The organism is Streptomyces griseorubiginosus (genome assembly GCF_017614965.1).
Taxonomy (GTDB): Bacteria; Actinomycetota; Actinomycetes; order Streptomycetales; family Streptomycetaceae; genus Streptomyces; species Streptomyces griseorubiginosus_B.
This window is the reverse complement of record NZ_WVUG01000041.1, coordinates 22,378-42,245: the sequence shown is the minus strand read 5'-3', so window position 1 is coordinate 42,245 and position 19,868 is coordinate 22,378. Positions and strand designations below refer to the sequence as shown.

Sequence of the window (19,868 nt, the reverse complement as noted above, 5' to 3'; positions counted from 1 at the left end):
CCCGCCGCACTCACCGGCACCGCGCCGGCCCCCGCCCACCGCACCCGCAAGGCGGCCCGGCGCCGTCAACTCGGCGCCTGTGGCGTCCTGATGGCGCCCTTCTTCGCCCTGCTGGTGACCGTCTTCCTGATCCCGGTCGGCACCGCCGTCTACCTCAGCTTCTACGGCGACGACCACCCGGGCCTCGGCTTCGGCACCGCCCGCACCATCTTCGTCGGGTTCCGCAGCTACACGGCCGTCCTGACCGACCCGACGTTCCTGTCCGGGCTCGGCACGGTCGCCCTGTACTGCCTGGTCTACATCCCGCTCATGGTGATCGGCTCCCTGGCCTTGGCGCTGCTGCTGGACTCCGGCGTCGTACGGCTGCGGGCCTCGGCCCAGCTCGGCCTGTTCCTGCCGCACGCCGTGCCCGGCATCATCGCCGCCCTGATCTGGCTCTACCTGTACACGCCCGGCATCAGCCCGGTCGTCGAACTGTTCGCCAAGGCCGACATCACGGTCGACTTCCTGGGGCTGCACACCGTGCTCCCGTCGATCGTGAACATCGCCCTGTGGAGCAACCTCGGCTACAACATGGTGGTCTTCTACGCCGCCCTGCAGGCCGTGCCCCGCGAGGTGATCGAGGCGTCGGTCGTCGACGGCGCGGGACCCGTGCGCACGGCACTGCAGGTCAAGACCCCGCTGGTGCGCGCCTCGGTCGTCATGGTCGCCATGTTCACCCTGATCTGGGGCCTGCAGCTGTTCACCGAGCCGATGCTGCTCAGCCAGTCCTCGCCGATGATCAGCTCCCGCTTCTCGCCGAGCATGTACATCTACGACGCCGCCTTCACCCGCAACAACTACAGCCTGGCCGCCGCCGCCTCGGTCGTCCTGCTGCTGTGCACCATCGCCCTGTCCTACGCCGTCACCCGCTGGACCAGCCGGCTCGACCGCACGGAGGCCCGATGAGCGCCGCCGACACCACCCTGCTGCGTCCGAGGATGCTGGGCCGGGCCACCGTCAACGTCGTGGTCGCCCTCTCCGTCCTCTACACCCTGCTGCCCGTGCTCTGGCTGGTGCTCGCCGCCGGCAAGACCCGCGACGCGTTGTTCGGCAGCAACATCCTGTCCCTGAAGGACTTCTCCTTCGGCCAGAACCTGCACGACCTGTTCGCCATGGACGGCGGCCAGTACGGCCGCTGGTACCTCAACAGCCTGCTGTACGCCGTCCTCGGCGCCGCGCTGGGCGCCCTGGTGAGCGTGGCCTGCGGCTACGCCTTCGACAAGTACCGCTTCCGGCACAAGGAAAAGCTGTTCGGGCTGGTCCTGGCGGCCGTCATGGTCCCGCAGACCGTCCTCGCCCTGCCCCTGTACCTGATGGCCTCCTGCACCGGGCTCGTCAACACCTTCTGGGCGGTTTTCCTCCCGGTCCTGTTCAACCCCTTCGGCGTCTACCTCGGCCGCATCTTCAGCCAGGGCTACGTCCCCGACGAGGTCCTGGAGGCCGCACGCATCGACGGCGCGGGGGAGCTGACCACGTACGCGCGGGTGGCGTTGCGCATGCTCGGTCCCGGCCTGGTGACCGTCTTCCTCTTCCAGCTCACCGCCATCTGGAACAACTTCTTCCTCCCGATGGTGATGCTCTCCAACCAGGACCTGTATCCCGTCAGCCTCGGCCTGTACACGTGGAACAGTCAGGCCACCGTCGAGCCCGACTACTACCCGGTGGTGATCATGGGCTCCCTGCTGGCCGTCCTCCCGCTCATCCTCGCCTTCGTCCTGCTGCAGCGCTTCTGGCGCAGCGGACTGACGGCGGGGTCCGTCAAGTAGACCGGCTCGCTGAGGAGTTCACGCGCCCCCATGACCGACTCGACGTTCCGTCCACGCGCCGCCCTCGCCATGTCCCGGGACGCGGCCGCGGCCGTCCTCGACCCCGAGTCCCTCGAAGCCCTGGCCGCGATCTGCGACCTCGCCCCACCCCCGGCGCTCGACGACCTCACCACCCCGCGCGCCCGGAAAGTCCTCGCCGACGTCGACCTGTTGATCACCGGCTGGGGCTGTCCGCCGCTGGACGCGGCCGCGCTGGCGGCGGCGCCCCGGCTGCGTGCGGTGGTCCACACCGCGGGCAGCGTCCGCGCACACATCACCGACGCCTGCTGGGACCGCGGCATCGAGGTCTCCTCGGCCGCCGCCGCCAACGCCCTGCCGGTCGCCGAGTACACCCTCGCCATGATCCTGCTGACCGGCAAACACGTCCTGGAGCGCGCCCGCGAGTACCACACCACCCGGGTCCGCGCCCCCTGGCTGCGCACCCCGCGCACCGTCGGCAACCACCGCCGTACCGTCGGCATCCTCTCCGCCTCCCTCACCGGCCGCCGCGTGATGGAGCTGCTGCGCTCCCACGACGTCGAGGTCCTCCTGCACGACCCCTACGTCACCGATGCCGATGCCGCCGAACTCGGCGCCGTACGCGTCGAGTTGGAGGAGCTGTTCGTGCGCAGCGACACCGTCAGCGTGCACACCCCGCTGCTGCCCGCCACCCGCGGCCTGGTCAGCCGGACCCTGATCGACGCGATGCGCCCCGGCGCCGTCCTCATCAATACCGCACGCGGCGCGGTGATCGACCAGGACGCCCTCACCGACGCCGCCCGGGCCGGCCGCATCCGTGCCGTCCTCGACGTCACCGACCCCGAAGTCCTGCCGTCCGAACACCCGTTGTGGGACTGCGACAACGTACTCATCACCCCGCACCTGGCCGGCTCCCAGGGCAACGAATGGGGCCGCCTGGCCGAACTCGCCGTCGCCGAGACGGCCCGCTGGGCCGCGGGCGCCGGTTTCCTGCATCCCGTACGACGCGAAAGGCTGGCGTACACGGCATGACCCTTCCCTTCCCACTTCCCCCGGAGGACCGGGAGTCGAGCCCGTACACCGGATACACCCGAGCCCACTGGGAGGCCGTCGCCGACGGTCTGCTGGCCGCCGCCTGGCGGTGGAGCACCCCGGGCAGCGCCCTGCTCGACCTGCCCGGACGGCCCTCCCGCTCGGGCGTGCGCTCCGACGGCCTGGAGGGCTACGCCCGTACCTTCCTCGCCGCCGCCTTCCGCGTCGCCGGGGCGGACGGCGCCGACCCGCACGGCTGGCTGGAGCGCTACGCGAGCGGCCTCACCGCAGGCACCCGCACCCCCGGCCGCGACGACACCGAGTCCTGGCCGCTCATCCTGGACCACCACGTCCAGGGCCAGCCCATGGTCGAGTCGGCGTCGATCGCGCTCGGCCTGCGTCTGACCGCGCCCTGGCTGTGGAAGAACCTCGACGCCGACGTCCAGGACCGCGCCGAGGAATGGCTGCGCGGCGCCCTGCGGCACACGCCCGCGCCGAACAACTGGTACCTCTTCCCCTACACCGTCGCCGGGTTCCTGGAGTCGGTGGGCCGCGGCGACGCCGAGACGGCGGCCGTACGGCAGCGCGCACGGGACCTGCTGGAGGGCTGGTACGTCGGCGACGGCTGGTACACCGACGGTGACGCCCGCGCCTTCGACCACTACAACGGCTGGGCCCTGCACCTGTACCCGGTCCTGGACGCGCATCTCGCCGGTACGGACGACGGCGTGTACGGCGCCCGCCTGCGCGAACACCTCGAAGCCTTCTCCCTGTTCTTCGCCGCGAACGGCGCGCCGCTGCACTACGGGCGCTCACTGACCTACCGCTTCGCCGCCTCGGCCGCCGTCGGCCTCGGCGCCGTCACCGGCCACACACCGCTCACCCCGGGCACCTCCCGTCGCCTGATCAGCGGCAGCCTGCGCCACTTCTTGGACCGGGGCGCCCTCACCGAGGACGGCCTGCTGAGCCTGGGCTGGTACGGCCCGCACGAGGCGACCCTGCAGATTTACTCCGGCCCCTCCTCGCCGTACTGGGCCTCGAAGGCCTTCGTCGCCCTGCTCGCTCCGCCGGACCATCCGCTGTGGACCGCCCCCGAGGAGCCCGCGCCGGTCGAGACGGCCGACCGTGTCCTCGCCCTGCCGGCCCCCGGACTGCTGCTCCAGTCGACCCGCGCCGACGGGATCGTACGACTGCACAACCACGGCACCGACCATGTACGGCCGCACGAGGGCGACTCGGCGGACGCGGACGATCCGCACTACGGGCGGCTGGCGTACTCGACCCACACCGGACCGACGGCGAAGGGAAATGCCGCCGACAACCATCTGTCCGTCGAGGTGGGCGGCCGGGGAAGCGTCCGGTGCCGCGTCCGTCCGCTGGGAGCGGGCGGTGGTGCCGGCTGGGGCTGGGCCGCCTCATGGCACCGACCGGTCTACGCCGCCGGCCCGCCGATGGTGCCCGGGCTGCGGGTGGAGAGCGTGACGGTGGCCCGGGGGCCGTACGAACTCCGTATCCACCGTGTCCTCGGCGCGCCCGCCAACTGCCGTGTCACACAGACCGGTTGGGCCATCGGCCCGGACGAGCCCCTCGTCTCGGCACTGCACGCCCTGCACGGCTGGGACGAGGAGCCCACCCCGATCCGCGCCCCCCAGGGAACGGCCTACACCCCATGGGCCCAGATCCCTCGCCTGGCCGGCCGCTCGGGCGGCACGACCGTCCATGTGTCCCTGGCCGCCCTCACCACGGAGCCCGTCGCGGTGTCGGAAGCCGTTTCCGGTGTGCAGGCCGGCGACTCCCGGGTGGAGATCACCTGGGCGCGGGACGGGGCACGGACACGGGTGGAGTGGGAGCCGCTCAGGGTGTCGCTCGTGGAGTAGGGGCGGCGGTCTCCTGCTCGCGGGGGCCGCCGTTGCGGGGATCTGGCAGTGGGCGGCGGGAGCGGTCGGCGTGCTGTACGGCGGCCCCCACGGCCGGTCCGCCGACCGGTCGATCCTCCTCGCCACCTGACTCACTGCGCGCCGGTGAGGCCGGGGCGTCCTTCGCAGTAGCACTCGGCGGCTGACCCCGGAAACGGGTCGCGCCGGCCGCCCTACCCTCCCACCCGGATCACCATGTACGCCTCACCGTCCCTCGGCGGACGTGTCCAGGAACGGGAGGCGAACGTGTGCAGCCGCCCGTTCACGATGGCATGCCGTGGCAGAGACGCACCGAACTCCCCGGCCACCGCTTCCAGAAGCGCCCGTTCCGCGTCGGACGCACCCTGCCAAGCACCGAAGAACCGGCTCGGATCCAGCGGCCCCGGTATCTCACCGGCCTTCTGGATCTCACCGCCTACGTAGGTGAACGCGTACTCCTCGGCACCGTCTCGCGCCACCGAAAGATGGAAGTACGGCTCCCGGTGCCCTGTCCGCAGGCCGCTCCACACCACCACCGCGCGGGTGCCGGCGCTGGCCGCCACGGCGGGTGAGACGAACCGTTGCCCGGCGAACGGAGCGGGGTCGCCGTCGAAGGCGAAACTCCACCCGGTGCCGGCCCGGCCGACCGCCATGAGAGCCCGGTCGTCGTACGACGAGAACTCGCGCCGGTCGCGCAGAGAGGCGCGGCGCGCCTCCCAGAAGGTCATGGGTGCGTTCAGCGCGGCGCCGTCCGCGTCCGCGAGACGTCCGGGCAGCTCCTCCGGCTCCACGCCCTCCACCAGGACGAACCGGTACGACGTGCGGTTGTTGCCCGGATCCGGTTCCGCGAGCCACGCCATGCCGCCCGGGTCGAGCCCGGCGCTCACACCCGGCGCCTCACCGGACTGCCCACCCCGTGGCGTGGACAGCAGTTCGCGTCCCCGCTCAGGCGTCAACAGCGGTCCCAGCAACGGGTCTGCCACCCAGGCCAGCGGCGCCAGATGGTCCGGACCCAGCGGCTCCCACAGCGGCAGGGCCCTCAACAGCGTCCGCCACGCCCCGTCGGTGTCCCCCCAGCGCGCCAACTCCCGTGCCGCGTCGACCGCTTCCCCGAACGGTCCCGCGGCCGTGTACCGGTAGGTGCCGTTCCTCACCTGCTCCAGCGTCGCGTAGGCCAGTGCCATGAGGTCGTCGTCCGCTCCGCGCAGATGGAAGGGCAGCGTGGAGTCGTCCCGGTACGAGTGCGCCGCGTGCTCGGCTACCAGCGGCGGCAGCAGCTCGGGAGCGTAACGCGGGTCCGTCACCAGTCCGTCGAAGTAGACCATGTAGGTCTGTCCGAGCAGACGGCGCAACTGGTCGCCCAGTCCGGCGGCACGCGGTCTGCCGTACGCCTTGGCCTCGTCCAACCCCTTCGCGGCGCGTTCCCAGTCACCGCGCAGCGCCTCCAGCCGGGCCTCGTCCATCAGGGCGTCCAACTCTCGCGTGGTGGCGTTGGCGAACGCGGGCTCCCCGTCTCTCCGGTTGGCCCGCAGGCTGTGGAACTCCCGGTGCATGTCCCGCATGAACTCGAGGAAGTTCGCATGCCGTTCGGGTGGCTCGGCCCGCCAGCTCGCCCATGTGTACACCGCCCACTCGCCGTCCTCGCCCACGTCCTCGGGGTCCATCAGGACGTAGGTGGCGTCGGACTCGGCGTCGAGCTGGAGTCCGCGCCTCCAGAGGTCCGCCTCCCGCCGTTCCTCGGGCCCCGCGTCCTCGTCCAGGTACTCCTCGAACATCTCCCCGAGTCCTGACGCGTCGTTGTGCCAGCGCGCGTCCTCGGTCCCCGCCAGCAGCCACACGAACCCACCCGCATGCCGCCACCCGTCGCTGACCGCCAGGAACTCCCGGTACGACGCGGGCATCCGTCGGCCGAGCCGCTCCTCCATCGCCGTGATCCGCTCCTGGGACGCGGCCGGGAACCCCAGCCACCGCGCCTGCCGGGCGGCCTCGTCGTCCTGGCTCCGCGTCTCGCCGTCGGCCAGGGAATCGGCCCACTCCTCGCTCCACCTGAGCAGAAAGGACCGCCAGTCGAATCCCGTGGTGTCCGTCATACGCCCGATGCTGCCACCCACCACTGACAACGCCCCGTCACGAGCCGCAAGCTCGCGGCCACGCGTGATCCGCGTGAAGGGTCGCGGTGCTGTGCGGTGCTACGGCGCGGTGGGCCGGTGTGGGGAGCGCAGTACCAGCAGGGTGATCTCGCTGGGGGCGAAGACGCGGAACGGAGGGCCCCAGAAGCCGGTGCCGCGGCTGGTGTAGAGGAGGGTGCGGGGGCCGTGGTGGGTGAGGCCGGCGAGGGCGGGCTGGTCGAGGCGGACCAGGTGGTGGAAGGGCCAGATCTGGCCGCCGTGGGTGTGGCCGGAGAGCTGGAGGTCGATGCCGGCGGCTGCCGCCCGGTCGACGAACTTGGGCTGGTGGGCCAGGAGCAGGACGGGCAGGTCGGGGTCGGCGCCGTCCAGGGCTCCGGCGAGGTGCGCGCGGTGGCCGGCCAGGCCGGAGGACTCGGCGGTGACGTCGTCCACGCCGGCGATCACGAGGGTGTCGCCTCCGCGTTCGAGCAGCAGATGACGGTTGCGCAGCGGCTCCCAGCCCAGTTCGTCCATCAGGTCGACCCAGCCCTGGGCCTCGCTGTAGTACTCGTGGTTGCCGGTGACGTACACACGAGCCCGGGTGGCCTTCACGGTGCCCAGCGGGACGGCCTGGGCGCGGCGGCGTTCGGCCGTGCCGTCCGCGATGTCGCCGGTGTGGCAGACCACGTCGGCCTCCAGGGCGTTCACCGTCTCGCACACCCGAGCCGACCAGCGGGCACGATCGAGTGGGCCGTAGTGGGTGTCGGTGATCAGGACGACCCGGAGCCCGTCCAACCCGGCACCCAGCCGCGGGAGCCGCACGTCGAGTCGGCGCACGCGTGGCACGCGGCGGGCCTCGGCGTATCCCCAGGCGAGAAGGACCGCGGTCACGGCGAGGACGGCCCAGGTGACGATCCGGGCCCGGTCCTGGCTCCCGCCGACGCCCGCCACGGTCAGGGCGAGCCGCAGCAGGATGCCGAGCAGCACCGACCAGGTGAACAGAACCCAGCTGCCGCCCAGCAGGCTGTCCCCGACGATCGCCATCCGGTCCTGCTGGCGCCGGCCGTGGCCGCGCACCATCGCGAGCGGCATACCGACCAGGCCCAGGGCGAACAAGGCGGTGCCGGCCAGCGTGACGGGCAGCGGCCAGTGCTGGCCGCCGTACAGCAGCACCCCACAGGGCACGGTCCACAGCAGGACGGGGGCGATCAGGGGCAGGTAGCGCATCAGGCGGTACAGTCCGCTCCGCCGCGGCGCCTGCGCCTCGCCCTCGGCGGGCCGGGTCTCGCTGGTGTCGGTCACGCTTCCCCTCCTGACCGGGCTGCCCTTTCGCGCACTGTATCCGGTCGGCCTCGGCATGAGCCGCGATCGGGGTGCCGCGGCCTCGGACACACGCGACCGCCGCGCCCATGACCAGCATGATGGCTGTGCCCGGGGCCGTCGATCCTTGCCAGAAGCCGTCCGTACCGGCCCTACGCCAGGCACGACCGTGACATGCCGCGATCCGCCGTGGCCGCCGCCATACGATGGGCCGCCGGCAGCACACCGACCGGGGCGCGGTCCGCGAGTCGCTTTTGGACGGGGCGGAGCCGAATCCAGTCACGGGCGTTCTGCTGCCGCCCATGTACATCTCCGTCGGACTCCAGCGCACGCAGATGCTGTGGCAGCGCAGCGTGCCGCTTCAGTCAATCCGGCCGGCGGGGAGGAGGGCATGGGTGTTGCCATGGCGATCCTCATTTGACCCGCAACGGGTGTGCCGCGGTGTTCACCGCTGATGGAATTCTTGAGTGGGAGTTCTAGCGAGGCCAGGCCTGTTCCCGCCCAAGAGTGCCTCTTTCCATGACGCACGGTGTCATGCGTGATTGCCTGGAGCGCAATGAGGTCTCCAGGCAACCGACTTCAGGCTCTAGAAGAACCCAAGCTTCCGTGGGCTGTATGAAACAAGCAGGTTCTTCGTCTGCTGGTAGTGCTCCAGCATCATCTTGTGGGTCTCGCGGCCGATGCCCGACCCCTTGTAGCCGCCGAACGCCGCGTGTGCCGGGTAGGCGTGGTAGCAGTTCGTCCAGACGCGGCCCGCCTGGATCGCGCGGCCGGCGCGGTAGGCGGTGTTGACGTCCCGTGTCCACACGCCCGCCCCGAGCCCGTACAGCGTGTCGTTGGCGATCTTGATGGCGTCGTCGAAGTCGTCGAAGGACGTCACCGAGACGACCGGCCCGAAGATCTCCTCCTGGAAGATCCGCATACGGTTGTGGCCCTCGAAGATGGTCGGCTGGACGTAGTAGCCGCCCTTCAACTCGCCGTCGTGCTCGATGCGTTCGCCGCCGGTGAGCACTTTGGCGCCCTCCTGCCGGCCGATGTCGAGGTAGGAGAGGATCTTCTCCAGCTGGTCGTTGGAGGCCTGCGCGCCGATCATCGTGTCCGTGTCGAGGGGGTGGCCGGTCTTGATGAGTTCGGTGCGGGCGACCGCCGCCTCCATGAACTCGGCGTAGTGGCCCCGCTGGACCAGCGCCCGCGACGGGCAGGTGCAGACCTCGCCCTGGTTGAGGGCGAACATCGTGAAGCCCTCGAGCGCCTTGTCCCGGAAGTCGTCGTCCGCGCCCCAGACGTCCTCGAAGAAGATGTTCGGGGACTTGCCGCCGAGTTCCAGCGTGACGGGGGTGATGTTCTCGGAGGCGTACTGCATGATCAGCCGGCCGGTCGTGGTCTCGCCGGTGAACGCCACCTTCGCCACCCGCGGGCTGGACGCGAGCGGCTTGCCCGCCTCCACGCCGAAGCCGTTGACGATGTTGACGACGCCCGGCGGCAGCAGGTCGGCGACCAGGCTCATCCAGTAGTGGATGGACGCCGGGGTCTGCTCGGCCGGCTTGAGCACGACCGCGTTGCCCGCGGCCAGCGCCGGCGCCAGCTTCCAGGTCGCCATCAGGATCGGGAAGTTCCACGGGATGATCTGCGCGACCACACCGAGCGGCTCGTGGAAGTGGTACGCCACCGTGTCGTCGTCGACCTCGCCGAGCGAGCCCTCCTGCGCCCGGATCGCGCCCGCGAAGTAGCGGAAGTGGTCGATGGCCAGCGGAATGTCGGCGGCCAGCGTCTCGCGCACCGGCTTGCCGTTCTCCCAGCTCTCCGCGACCGCGAGCTGTTCGAGGTTGGCCTCCATCCGGTCGGCGATCTTCAGCAGGATGTCGGAGCGCTCGGTCACCGACGTACGGCCCCAGGCCGGCGCGGCCGCGTGCGCCGCGTCGAGCGCCCGCTCCACGTCCTCCGCCGTGCCCCGCGCGATCTCGGTGAACGGCTGCCCGTTCACCGGCGACGGGTTCTCGAAGTACTGCCCGCGGGCCGGCGGTACGTACTCGCCCCCGATGAAGTGGTCGTAGCGCGCCTGGTAGGAGACGATCGCGCCCTCGGTGCCGGGCGCAGCGTAACGGGTCATGCGGTGGGCCTCCTTCAGAAGCGCTGCCCGCCGTTGGGCAGCTTTCGCGAGGAGGCTAGGAACACCTACGTTGCAACCACGTTGCCGTGCGCGGGACGGTGGCCCCGGTGGTCATGACGGCCTGCCCGGGCGGCGGACGGCGACTCCGGTCCAGTCGGCCGGTGCCCCCAACTCGGACTCCAGTGCCGCGAGGCGCGAACGGACCGCCGGCGTGGGCCGCACCGTCGCCAGCGCCCGCCACACCTCCAGGTCGTCCTCGCCCCAGGGCGCGTGCGCCCAGTCCGCCAGCAGGTCGGGATCGCGGCGGGCGATCAGCGCCGAGCGCAGGCCGTCGGCGAGGCGGTGCCTGAGCCGCACCACCGCCGGAGCCTGGGAACCCGGCAGCAGCGGACCGCCGTACCCCTTGGCGGCCGCCGTGATCGCGCCCGTCTCCAGACGCCGCTCGACGACGGCGACGTCGGACTCCACCGGCACGGTCAGCCGATACGGCCGCGAACCCAGCAGCGCCGGGCCCAGTACCCGGCGCAGCCGCGCCATCTCGGCACGCAGCGTCACCGGTGTCACCGACTCGTCCTCGTACAGCGCGCACAGCAGCTCGTCCCCGGTCAGCCCCTCGGGATGCCGGGACAGCAGTACGAGGATCTCGCTGTGACGCCGGCTGAGCCTGATCCGCCGCCCCTCGACGAGGAGTTGGGCCTCGTCCCGGCCGAGGGCCGTCAGCTCCGGCGTGCCGTCGGGGGACCGCTCGGGGACGAGCAGCGCCAGCTGGGACTCCGCGGCCCGCGCGACCGCCTGTACGAACCCCAGGCTGTGCGGATGCGCGAGCCCGTCCCCGCCGGTGATGTCCACGGCGCCGAGCACCCGCCCGGTGCGCGGATCGTGCACCGGCGCCGCCGCGCACGTCCACGGCTGCACGCGCCGGCTGAAGTGCTCGGCCGCGAACACCTGTACCGGCCGGTCGACGGCGACCGCGGTGCCCGGCGCGTTGGTGCCCATCGCCGACTCCGCCCAGCGGGCACCCGGCACGAAGTTCATCCGCCCCGCCCGCTGCCGGGTCGTCGAATGCCCCTCCACCCACAGCAGCCTGCCGTGCGCGTCGCACACCGCCAGCAGATGCTCGCCGTCGGCGGCGAAGGTCCCCAACAGCTCCCGGAACAGGGGCATCACCCGTGCCAGCGGATGCTCGGCCCGGTAGGCGCCGAGATCGCCGTCGGCCAGTTCCACGTTCGCCGTGCCGTCGGGCCCCACCCCGGCCCGCGCGGAACGCCGCCACGACTCGGCCACCACCGAACGCACCGGGCGCGTCACCGTGCCCGCCTCGGTGAACGTCTCGTGCGCACGGCGCAGCATCCGCGCGTGCTCGGCAGGGTCGGCCCCCGGCTCCAGGGCCACCCACGGATCGGTCAACTGGGCCTCCCCGGCTGGTGATGCGGCTGGGGACATCGTCACTCCCCGTGCGCGCTCGGACAACCGTTTCGACCGCGCTCACCTCGAACGGTGGCCCCGTCGCACGGTCAGGCGAAGTTGACCAGTCTGATGTAGCGCGACCAGTCCCAGTTCGGCCCGGGATCCGTGTGGTCCGTCCCCGGCACCTCGTAGTGACCGATGATGTGCGCCCGGTCCTTGGGGATGCCGTACTTGTCGCAGACCCGCGCCGTCAGCCGGGCCGACTGCTCGTAGAGGGCGTCGGTGAAGTACGCCGGTTTGTCCACCCACCCTTCGTGTTCGATGCCGATGCTGCGGGTGTTGTAGTCCCAGTTCCCCGCGTGCCAGGCGACGTCGGCCTCGCGCACGCACTGCGCCACATGGCCGTCGGCCGAGCGCACCAGGTAGTGCGCGGACACGTTCTTCTGCGCGTTCTCGAAAATGGCGAGCGTGTCGGAATAGGTCTCCTGCGTGACGTGGATGACCACGTGGTCCAGCGGATAGGACGAGGGGCGGTCGGAGACCGTGTAGTTGGCGGCGTTCGCCGGCTGCCACTCGGCGGACGGGTAGTCGGGCGCCTGGACCTGAGCATCGGCCTGCGGGTCGGGAAGCAGCGCGTAAGGGACGGCGGCGAGGGCGGCGCCCTTCAGGAACCGTCGCCGGGTGGTGCTGGGTCTTGCTCGCTCCATGGAGCCGTGCCTTTCGGACGTGGGGGGTGACGAGTAGACGTTGGGGGTGACGAGTAGAGGTGGGATGAAGAGAAGGGGCGCGACGAGAAGGGGTGCGACGAGAAGGCGGGCAACGGGGCAGGGAGCCGGCCGCTCAGCGCCGCAGGGCCGCCGCGGTCTCGCGCAGCCGGTCGTGCATCCCGCGATGGGTCTCGCGCGCGGGCAGCCACTGCTTGCGGATCTTGGCCACGCACGTGTAGTTGGTGTCGCACACGTTGGCCAACGGCGACTCGACGGCCTGGGTTGTGAACTGGTAGGCGTCCAGCTCACTGAACCCGTAGTCGCGCACCAGCCACTGCACCAGGTCGAGCTGGGATATCCGGAACGCGTCCTCCAACGGGCGTGCGGAACCCGTCGAGATGATGTGCGTGTCCGACTCGATGCGCGGCCACGGAGTGGCGAGCCCCTTCAGCAGTTCGACGATCACCACGGTGTTCATCGCGCACTCGACGGCGACCCCACAGGTCTCTCCCTCGCCCTGCCGGGCGTGTCCGTCGCCCAGACTGAGCAGCGCGCCCTCGACGTTCACCCCGAAGTAGGCCGTCACCCCGGCCCGCATCTCGGGCGTGTCCATGTTCCCGCCGTGCGCGTCCGGCACCAGGGCCGAGCGGACCTCCAGGTTGGCCGGGGCCACGCCCACCGTGCCGTGCATCGGGTCGATGGGCAGCTCCGCCTCGATGTCGCTGTCATGGGCCCGGAACAGCGCCGTGCGCCGGGTCCGGTCGAGCTGCCAGATCCACACGGTCTCCGGCAGCGGTGGCTGCAGGGTGGCCGTGGTGTGCGTGGAGGTGAGCGCGCCGAACAGGGGGACCGTGGTCGACGCGGCCCAGTCGCGGGCCGGTTCGATCGACACGAAGTGCACGGCGACCGTGTCGCCCGGCTCGGCGCCCTCCACGTGGAAGGGACCGGTCTGCGGGTTGAGGAACGGGAACTCGCACACCTCGGACACCAGGTCCTTCTCGGACCGCACCCGCCCGGCGAAGCAGTCCTCCGTGTACAGGTCCAGGACCGTGCCGGGCGCGATCCGCGCCACGGGCGGTGCGCCGCCGAACGTCCAGGCGTACTCGCCCGGTTCGGGCCGGACGGTCAGGATCCTCGGGTCGTTCATCGCTGTGCTGCTCCGTTCTGCGAGGTGCCGGTGAGGGCAGGTTCGTCCAGGTGGACACGGGCGGTCTCGGCTATGCGCTCGGGATGCCGTCGCAACAGCACGGCCAGCACCACGAGCCCCGCGGCCATCCACACCCCGACGATCGGGCCTGCGTACGACACCGGGGCCGTCAGCTCGGTGACGAAGTCGAAGACGGGCAGCCCTGCCGCGGTCAGCAGCGCCGGCACGAAGGCGACGATGCCGAGCAGCGGCAGCAGCAGATGCCTTATCGGCTTCAGCGCCTGACGCCTGCGGCGCAGGAAGTATCCGGCACAGGCGAGGTTCACGACGATGTACACGCCGATCATGACCGTCACGATCACCGTGGCCAGCAGGAGGAAGGCCGTCACCGGGTCGTAGCCGAGTCCCAGTCCCAGCACCGCGCCGACCGCCACCACGCTCTGCACGGCGATCCCGGCGACGGGGGAGCGGTGGCGGGGATGGAGCGCCGTGAACATCCGGGGCAGCACCCGGATCCGGGCCAGGGCGAAGGCCGTGCGCGTGGAGACGTTGGAGCACGCGTTGGCGTTGGCGATCGTGGAGTTGACCACGGCGAGGAAGACCAGCACCCAGAACAGGCCGAACGACGCCCTGGCCACTCCCTCCCACGACGCCTCTCCGGACGCCCCGAACCCGGCGAACCGGTCCGGCCCGAAGTACACCGTCATGGCGTAGGTCGTGACGACGTAGAACAGTCCGATCGCGAGCGCCGCGCCGAGGACCGCGCGAAGCATCGTCCGGCGCGGATCCCGGGTCTCCTCGGCGAGCGGCGCCGCGGCCTCGAACCCGGCGAAGGCCAGCACCGTGTACACCGATCCCGCGAAGACCCCGCTGACCCCGCCGTATCCGTCGGCCGTGTGGGACGTGCCGAACACCGAGAGTGTGTTGTGCTCTCCGGCCTTGCCGATCAGCCAGAGGGCGAAGACCAGGAAGACGAGGATCTCGAAGACACCGAGAACCGTTCCGAAGCGGGCCGAGGCGCGCACGCCCAGGTATCCGGCCGCGGCGATGATCGCGGCCCCCGCGAGCGCCCACGGCCACCACAGGTCCGCCGGATACGAGGACCACTCGTCGTGCAGCGTGCCCGCCGTGGTGAACCCGAGCTGCAGGAGCAGCAGCGGTGGCACCAGGGCTTCCACGAACACATAGCCCCAGCCGACGAGGAAGCCGACGGCGGGATGCAGACCCTGGGCCGCGTACGTGGCCACCGAGCCCGCGGCCGGCAGTTCCCGTGCCAGCTCGGCCACGCAGGACGCGGTGAACAGACAGGCCACCAGTGCGATCAGCACCGCCAGGGGCAGACTTCCGCCCGCGAAGGCCGCACCGGACGGGATGGACGCGGCGACCGCCGCGGCCGGTGCCATGGCCGTGATGCTCTGGAACAGCACCTCGCGGAGCCCGATCGCGTCCCGCCTGAGTCCCGCTGTCCCGTCCCCCGCCGTCACATCCCCCGCCATGTGAATCCCCCTCAATTCACGTCGACATGCGAGCGGTCCGCCGATCCGACGGATGCGCCTCGCGTGAATCACGGTACGGCGCTTGCGGGTTGGGCAGAAGGGCGCGGTGTGCTTCGGTGGACGGGGGTCCGTATGTGGAAAACTCCGTCACCCGGACGGGTGATCAGGGGCGTGGGCGAGGGCCACGGCGGCCCGGTTCGGCAGGTCTCAGTTCCGCTCGGCCACGGCGGCGGGGTCGTCGAGGACCGCTCGTACCACCGAGTGCGCCGCCCCCAGCAACGGCCCCTGCGGGCCCAGCCGTGACACCGACACGGGGCAGGCCGGCCCTGCGGTGCGCCGGTCCAGCTCGGCCTCCAGCGACGGCAGCAGCCACGGCGCCAGGCCCGCCAGCGCACCGCCCAGCACCACGCTCTCGGGGTCCAGCAGATTGACCGCGCCGGTCAGCGCGATGCCGAGCGCCTTGCCCGCGTCGCGCAGTGCCCGCCGTACCGCCGCGTCGCCCTCGGCCGCCCGGCCCGCGAGGAGCCCCACCCGGTCCTCGCCCGGCTCCAGTCCCGCGGCCCGCAGCACCGCCTCCTCACCGGCGTACTGCTCCAGACACCCCCGCCCGCCGCAAGCACACCTGGGGCCCTCCGGACGCACCGGCACATGACCCAGCTCGCCGGCGAACCCCCGCGTCCCGCGCAGCAGCCCGCCGGCCACGACCACCGCCGCGCCGATGCCGATCTCCGCCGACACGTGCAGGAAGTCCCCTCCAGTGCCCTCGCCGAGCCAGAGTTCGGCGAGGGCGCCGAAGTTGGCCTCGTTGTCGACGGTCAGCGGGAAGTCCGCCGGGAGCAGGGCGCCGAGGTCGGTGTCGTGCCAGTCCAGGTTCGGGGCGCGGACGACGGTGCGGGCGTCGCGGGCGACCAGGCCGGGGACGGCAACCGCGAGTCCCGCGGGCCACAGTCCTTCGCCCTTGGCCTCGGCGACGACCTGACGCAGCAACTCGGTGAGCTCGTCGATCACGGGTTCGGGGGAGCGGCCGCGGTTCGCGCCGTGGCGTATCGCCCGGGCCCGCACCTGTCCGCGCAGATCGACCGCGCACACCGCGAGATGGTCCACGCCGATCTCGGCGCCGATCCCGGCGGGGCCGTGCCCGCTGACGGCGAGCGCGGAGCCGGGCCGTCCCACCCGGCCGGGCCGCTCCGGGCCCAGCTCCTCCAGCAGGCCCGAGCGTATGAGCTCGTCGACGAGGGTCGACACCGCGGCACGGGTCAGCCCGATGCGGGAGGCGACGGCGGCCCGGGAGAGCTGTCCCTCGGCGTTGACGGCGTGCATGACCCGGGCGAGATTGCGCCGGCGCATGCCCTGCTGGGTGTCCGGCAGCACCCGGCCGGGTCCGGACGGGTGCGCCTCGTGCAGCGGTGCGGTCATGCCCCCGTCCTCAACGGCTGTCGGTGCTCCGCTCCAGCAGCGGGGCCGCGTCGGAGAGTACCCCGGCGATCCTGGCCAGCGTCTCCTCGTCCCGTTGCACGGGCTCCAGCACCGGGCCCGCGGCGGTGTTCCAGCGCCGTGCGACCGCGGCCGGATCCTCGCCGGTCAGCAGGCCCGCCGCCTGTGCCGCTGCGCCGAGCGCGACCAGTTCCCTGGCCTCGGGCACCTGCACCGCGCGGCCCGACAGCCGCCGTACGGTCTGCTGCCAGGCCGCGCCCCGGGCGCCGCCGCCGATCAGCAGGAGCGGAGCCGAGCGGTCCGCGTCCGCGTCCAGGACCAGGTCGAGTGCGCCGAGCAGCGAGTGCACGGCGCCGTCGTAGGCGGCCTGCAGCAACTGGCCGGCGGTCGTGTCGTGGCGCAGGCCGTGCAGCAGGCCCGAGGCGGACGGCAGGTTCGGGGTGCGCTCGCCGTCCAGGTAGGGCAGGAGGGTGACGCCGGTGGCGGGTTCCACGGCCTCGCGGTCCAGGCCCAGCAGGGTCGCGACCCGGTCGACGGCGAGGGTGCAGTTCAGGGTGCAGGCCAGCGGCAGCCAGTCGCCGTGCGCGTCGGCGAAGCCCGCCACCGTGCCGGTCGGGTCGGCCGGGCGCCGCCTGGAGACGGCGTACACCGTGCCCGAGGTGCCGAGACTGAGCACCGGCGTGCCGGGGCGCAGACCCAGGCCCAGTGCGGCGGCCGCGTTGTCGCCGGTACCGGGGGCGACCAGGGTGCCCTTGGAGAACGGCAGGTCGTGACTGTCGCGCACGGTGCCGGCCACCTCGCCGGGCCGCACCACCCGGGGCAGCAGCGCCGGGTCGAGTCCCACGTGCGCCAGGGTCTCCTCGTCGTACGCCTCCGTGCCCGACGCCCACCAGCCGGTGCCGGAGGCGTCGCCCCGGTCGGTCGTGCCCTGGCCGGTCAGACGCTCGGTGAGGTAGTCGTGGGGCAGGCGCACGGCCTTGGTCGCACGCACCGCCTCCGGCTCGTTCTCCGCCAGCCAGGCCCACTTCGTGACCGTGAACGACGGGCCGGGCACGCTGCCGGTGCGCTCCGCCCACGCCTTCGGGCCGCCCAGCTCCTCGATCAGACGGCGGGCCTGCGGCGCCGATCGGACGTCGTTCCACAGCAGCGCCGGACGCACGGGCTCGCCCCGCTCGTCCAGGGTGACCAGGCCGTGCTGCTGTCCGCCGACCGACACCGCGGCCGCCTCGTGCGCGGCGTCGCCGCACTGGCGCAGCGCCTCGGACAGGGCGTCCCACCACTGCCGCGGGTCGCTCTCCCGGCCCGCTCCGGACGAGACGGTGTGCGGTGCCTGGCCGCTCGCGACGACCTGCCCCGTGGCCGCGTCGACGACGAGCACCTTGGTGGACTGGGTGGACGTGTCCACGCCGACGACGAGCGGACCCTCGGCTGCTGACATCGGGCTCTCCCTTTTTTCCGCGGCTCAGCGGGGATGTTCCGGCACACACACCCTGCACCTCTTCCCAGGGCTGCCTCCGCATACTAATTTGTAAACGGCCATGACGAAATAGGCGTGAGCACGCGTCGCAATCAAGCAAGGAGCCGCGGCATGAGCTACCAGCCCACCCCCGACGACAGGTTCACCTTCGGCCTGTGGACCGTCGGCTGGCAGGGAAGGGACCCGTTCGGCGACGCCACGCGGCGTGCCCTCGACCCGGTCGAGACCGTGCAGCGCCTGAGCGAGCTCGGCGCCCACGGAGTCACCTTCCACGACGACGACCTGATCCCCTTCGGATCCTCCGACACCGAGCGCGAGTCGCACATCAAGCGCTTCCGCCAGGCCCTCGACGCGACCGGCATGACCGTGCCGATGGCCACCACCAACCTCTTCACGCACCCCGTCTTCAAGGACGGAGCGTTCACCGCCAACGACCGTGACGTGCGCCGCTACGCCCTGCGCAAGACCATCCGCAACATCGACCTCGCGGTCGAGCTCGGCGCGAAGACCTACGTCGCATGGGGCGGCCGCGAGGGCGCCGAGTCCGGCGCCGCCAAGGACGTCCGCGCCGCCCTGGACCGCATGAAGGAGGCCTTCGACCTCCTCGGCGAGTACGTCACCTCCCAGGGCTACGACCTGCGCTTCGCGATCGAGCCCAAGCCGAACGAGCCGCGAGGCGACATCCTGCTGCCCACCGTCGGCCACGCCCTGGCCTTCATCGAGCGCCTGGAGCGCCCGGAGCTGTACGGCGTCAACCCCGAGGTCGGTCACGAGCAGATGGCCGGCCTGAACTTCCCGCACGGCATCGCGCAGGCCCTGTGGGCGGGCAAGCTCTTCCACATCGACCTCAACGGCCAGTCCGGCATCAAGTACGACCAGGACCTGCGCTTCGGCGCCGGCGACCTGCGCGCCGCGTTCTGGCTGGTCGACCTCCTGGAGAGCGCCGGCTACGACGGCCCGCGCCACTTCGACTTCAAGCCGCCGCGGACCGAGGACCTCGACGGCGTGTGGGCCTCGGCCGCCGGCTGCATGCGCAACTACCTCATCCTCAAGGAGCGCGCGGCCGCCTTCCGAGCCGACCCGGAGGTGCAGGAGGCGCTGCGGGCCTCGCGCCTGGACCAGCTCGCCGAGCCGACCGCGGCCGAGGGGCTGCAGGCCCTGCTGGCCGACCGGAGCGCCTTCGAGGAGTTCGACGTCGAGGCGGCCGCCGCGCGCGGGATGGCCTTCGAGCGGCTCGACCAGCTGGCGATGGACCACCTGCTGGGGGCGCGCGGCTGAGCATCGGCACACACGCGTGCAGGCGCTCGGCGATCTCCGTGGCTGAGCGGTCTCCGTACGGAATGCTTCGGAATCATGCGGTCCACGGCATGGATCCGTATCAAGTTCCGTACGGGGGTCGCCGCGCGCCCGGTTCGCGGCGACTCTGGACGGTATGGCCATGCCGCCCGTACCGCCTCAGCCACCCGGGCCGCCGGGTGGCGGCTTCGGACCACCCTCCGACCCTCCCGGCTCCGGCCACGGTGCGGGAGGGAGCTATGGGCCCGCAGGTGCCTACGGCCCTCCTCCGGGGGGCAACGAGCCGCCCACCTACACGGATTGGCAGCCTCCGCTGCCGCCCAGAAGGCGCCGGAGCCCGCTGCTGGTCCTGCTGGCCGGTGTCGCGGCGGTGGCGGTCGTGGTCGTCATCGTGCTGACGGCCACCGGCCGCCACGACTCGCCGGACAAGAAGTCACCGGCCGGCAGCGGCAGTTCCAGTCCCTCACCGTCCCGGTCGCTGCGCATCCCGACCGCATTGCCGAGCGAGCTGCCCAGCCGGCTGCCGTCGAAGCTGCCCAGCGAACTGCCGAGCGGAATCCCGAGCGGTCTGGAGTCGCTGATCCCCTCGCTCGGGGATGTGGACCTGCCCTGA

General features: G+C 71.9%; 15 protein-coding genes. 6 read left to right on the top strand and 9 right to left on the bottom strand.

Translation table 11 applies throughout. The features are described from left to right. From GRC12_RS11165 to GRC12_RS11150, 4 genes are all read left to right on the top strand, one after another. Positions 1 to 948 (top strand): carbohydrate ABC transporter permease (locus GRC12_RS11165; RefSeq protein ID WP_208779044.1); only part of this gene is annotated, 948 nt, incomplete at its 5' end. Further along, positions 945 to 1,808 (top strand): carbohydrate ABC transporter permease, encoded by an 864-nt coding sequence (locus tag GRC12_RS11160; protein ID WP_208779043.1) that lies wholly within the window; start codon positions 945 to 947, stop codon positions 1,806 to 1,808. The genes GRC12_RS11165 and GRC12_RS11160, both read left to right, overlap by 4 nt. Before the next feature lie 30 nt (positions 1,809 to 1,838). Continuing rightward, positions 1,839 to 2,858, top strand: a complete 1,020-nt coding sequence (locus tag GRC12_RS11155) for a hydroxyacid dehydrogenase (protein ID WP_208779042.1) — start codon at positions 1,839 to 1,841, stop codon at positions 2,856 to 2,858. Beyond that, entirely contained in the window at positions 2,855 to 4,735 is a 1,881-nt protein-coding gene (locus GRC12_RS11150) for a DUF2264 domain-containing protein (protein WP_208779041.1), read from the top strand. Before GRC12_RS11155 ends, GRC12_RS11150 begins: the two co-directional genes overlap by 4 nt. 212 nt (positions 4,736 to 4,947) lie before the next feature. Here the strand turns inward: GRC12_RS11150 and GRC12_RS11145 are convergent, their stop codons facing one another. The 9 genes from GRC12_RS11145 to xylB form a co-directional block, all read right to left on the bottom strand. Then, positions 4,948 to 6,843: an SMI1/KNR4 family protein gene (locus GRC12_RS11145; protein ID WP_208779040.1), complete on the bottom strand. Its 1,896-nt coding sequence runs from the start codon at positions 6,841 to 6,843 to the stop codon at positions 4,948 to 4,950. A 99-nt stretch (positions 6,844 to 6,942) separates the two neighbouring features. Beyond that, positions 6,943 to 8,163, bottom strand: coding sequence for a metallophosphoesterase (locus tag GRC12_RS11140; protein WP_208779039.1), 1,221 nt, complete (start codon positions 8,161 to 8,163; stop codon positions 6,943 to 6,945). A 604-nt stretch (positions 8,164 to 8,767) separates the two neighbouring features. Further along, on the bottom strand, positions 8,768 to 10,291 hold the full coding sequence (gene adh, locus GRC12_RS11135) for an aldehyde dehydrogenase (protein ID WP_208779038.1): 1,524 nt from the start codon (positions 10,289 to 10,291) through the stop codon (positions 8,768 to 8,770). Positions 10,292 to 10,402: 111 nt separating this feature from the next. Continuing rightward, a complete protein-coding gene (locus tag GRC12_RS11130) occupies positions 10,403 to 11,734 on the bottom strand; it encodes a GAF domain-containing protein (protein ID WP_208779037.1) in 1,332 nt (443 codons plus the stop codon). A 71-nt stretch (positions 11,735 to 11,805) separates the two neighbouring features. After that, on the bottom strand, positions 11,806 to 12,405 hold the full coding sequence (locus GRC12_RS11125; protein ID WP_208779036.1) for an N-acetylmuramoyl-L-alanine amidase: 600 nt from the start codon (positions 12,403 to 12,405) through the stop codon (positions 11,806 to 11,808). A gap of 133 nt (positions 12,406 to 12,538) precedes the next feature. Continuing rightward, a complete protein-coding gene (locus tag GRC12_RS11120) occupies positions 12,539 to 13,552 on the bottom strand; it encodes an acetamidase/formamidase family protein (protein WP_208779035.1) in 1,014 nt (337 codons plus the stop codon). Further along, complete coding sequence (locus tag GRC12_RS11115) at positions 13,549 to 15,048, bottom strand: APC family permease (RefSeq protein ID WP_208779034.1); 1,500 nt, start codon at positions 15,046 to 15,048, stop codon at positions 13,549 to 13,551. The genes GRC12_RS11120 and GRC12_RS11115 overlap by 4 nt, the downstream gene beginning before the upstream one ends. A 207-nt stretch (positions 15,049 to 15,255) precedes the next feature. Continuing rightward, complete coding sequence (locus GRC12_RS11110) at positions 15,256 to 16,464, bottom strand: ROK family transcriptional regulator (RefSeq protein ID WP_208779033.1); 1,209 nt, start codon at positions 16,462 to 16,464, stop codon at positions 15,256 to 15,258. Between the two features lie 10 nt (positions 16,465 to 16,474). Beyond that, positions 16,475 to 17,920, bottom strand: coding sequence for a xylulokinase (xylB, locus tag GRC12_RS11105; protein ID WP_208779032.1), 1,446 nt, complete (start codon positions 17,918 to 17,920; stop codon positions 16,475 to 16,477). Positions 17,921 to 18,070: 150 nt separating this feature from the next. Between xylB and xylA the strand changes: the two genes are divergently transcribed. After that, positions 18,071 to 19,237, top strand: coding sequence for a xylose isomerase (gene xylA, locus GRC12_RS11100; protein WP_208779031.1), 1,167 nt, complete (start codon positions 18,071 to 18,073; stop codon positions 19,235 to 19,237). 154 nt (positions 19,238 to 19,391) lie between these two features. After that, positions 19,392 to 19,868: a hypothetical protein gene (locus GRC12_RS45480; RefSeq protein WP_244372619.1), complete on the top strand. Its 477-nt coding sequence runs from the start codon at positions 19,392 to 19,394 to the stop codon at positions 19,866 to 19,868.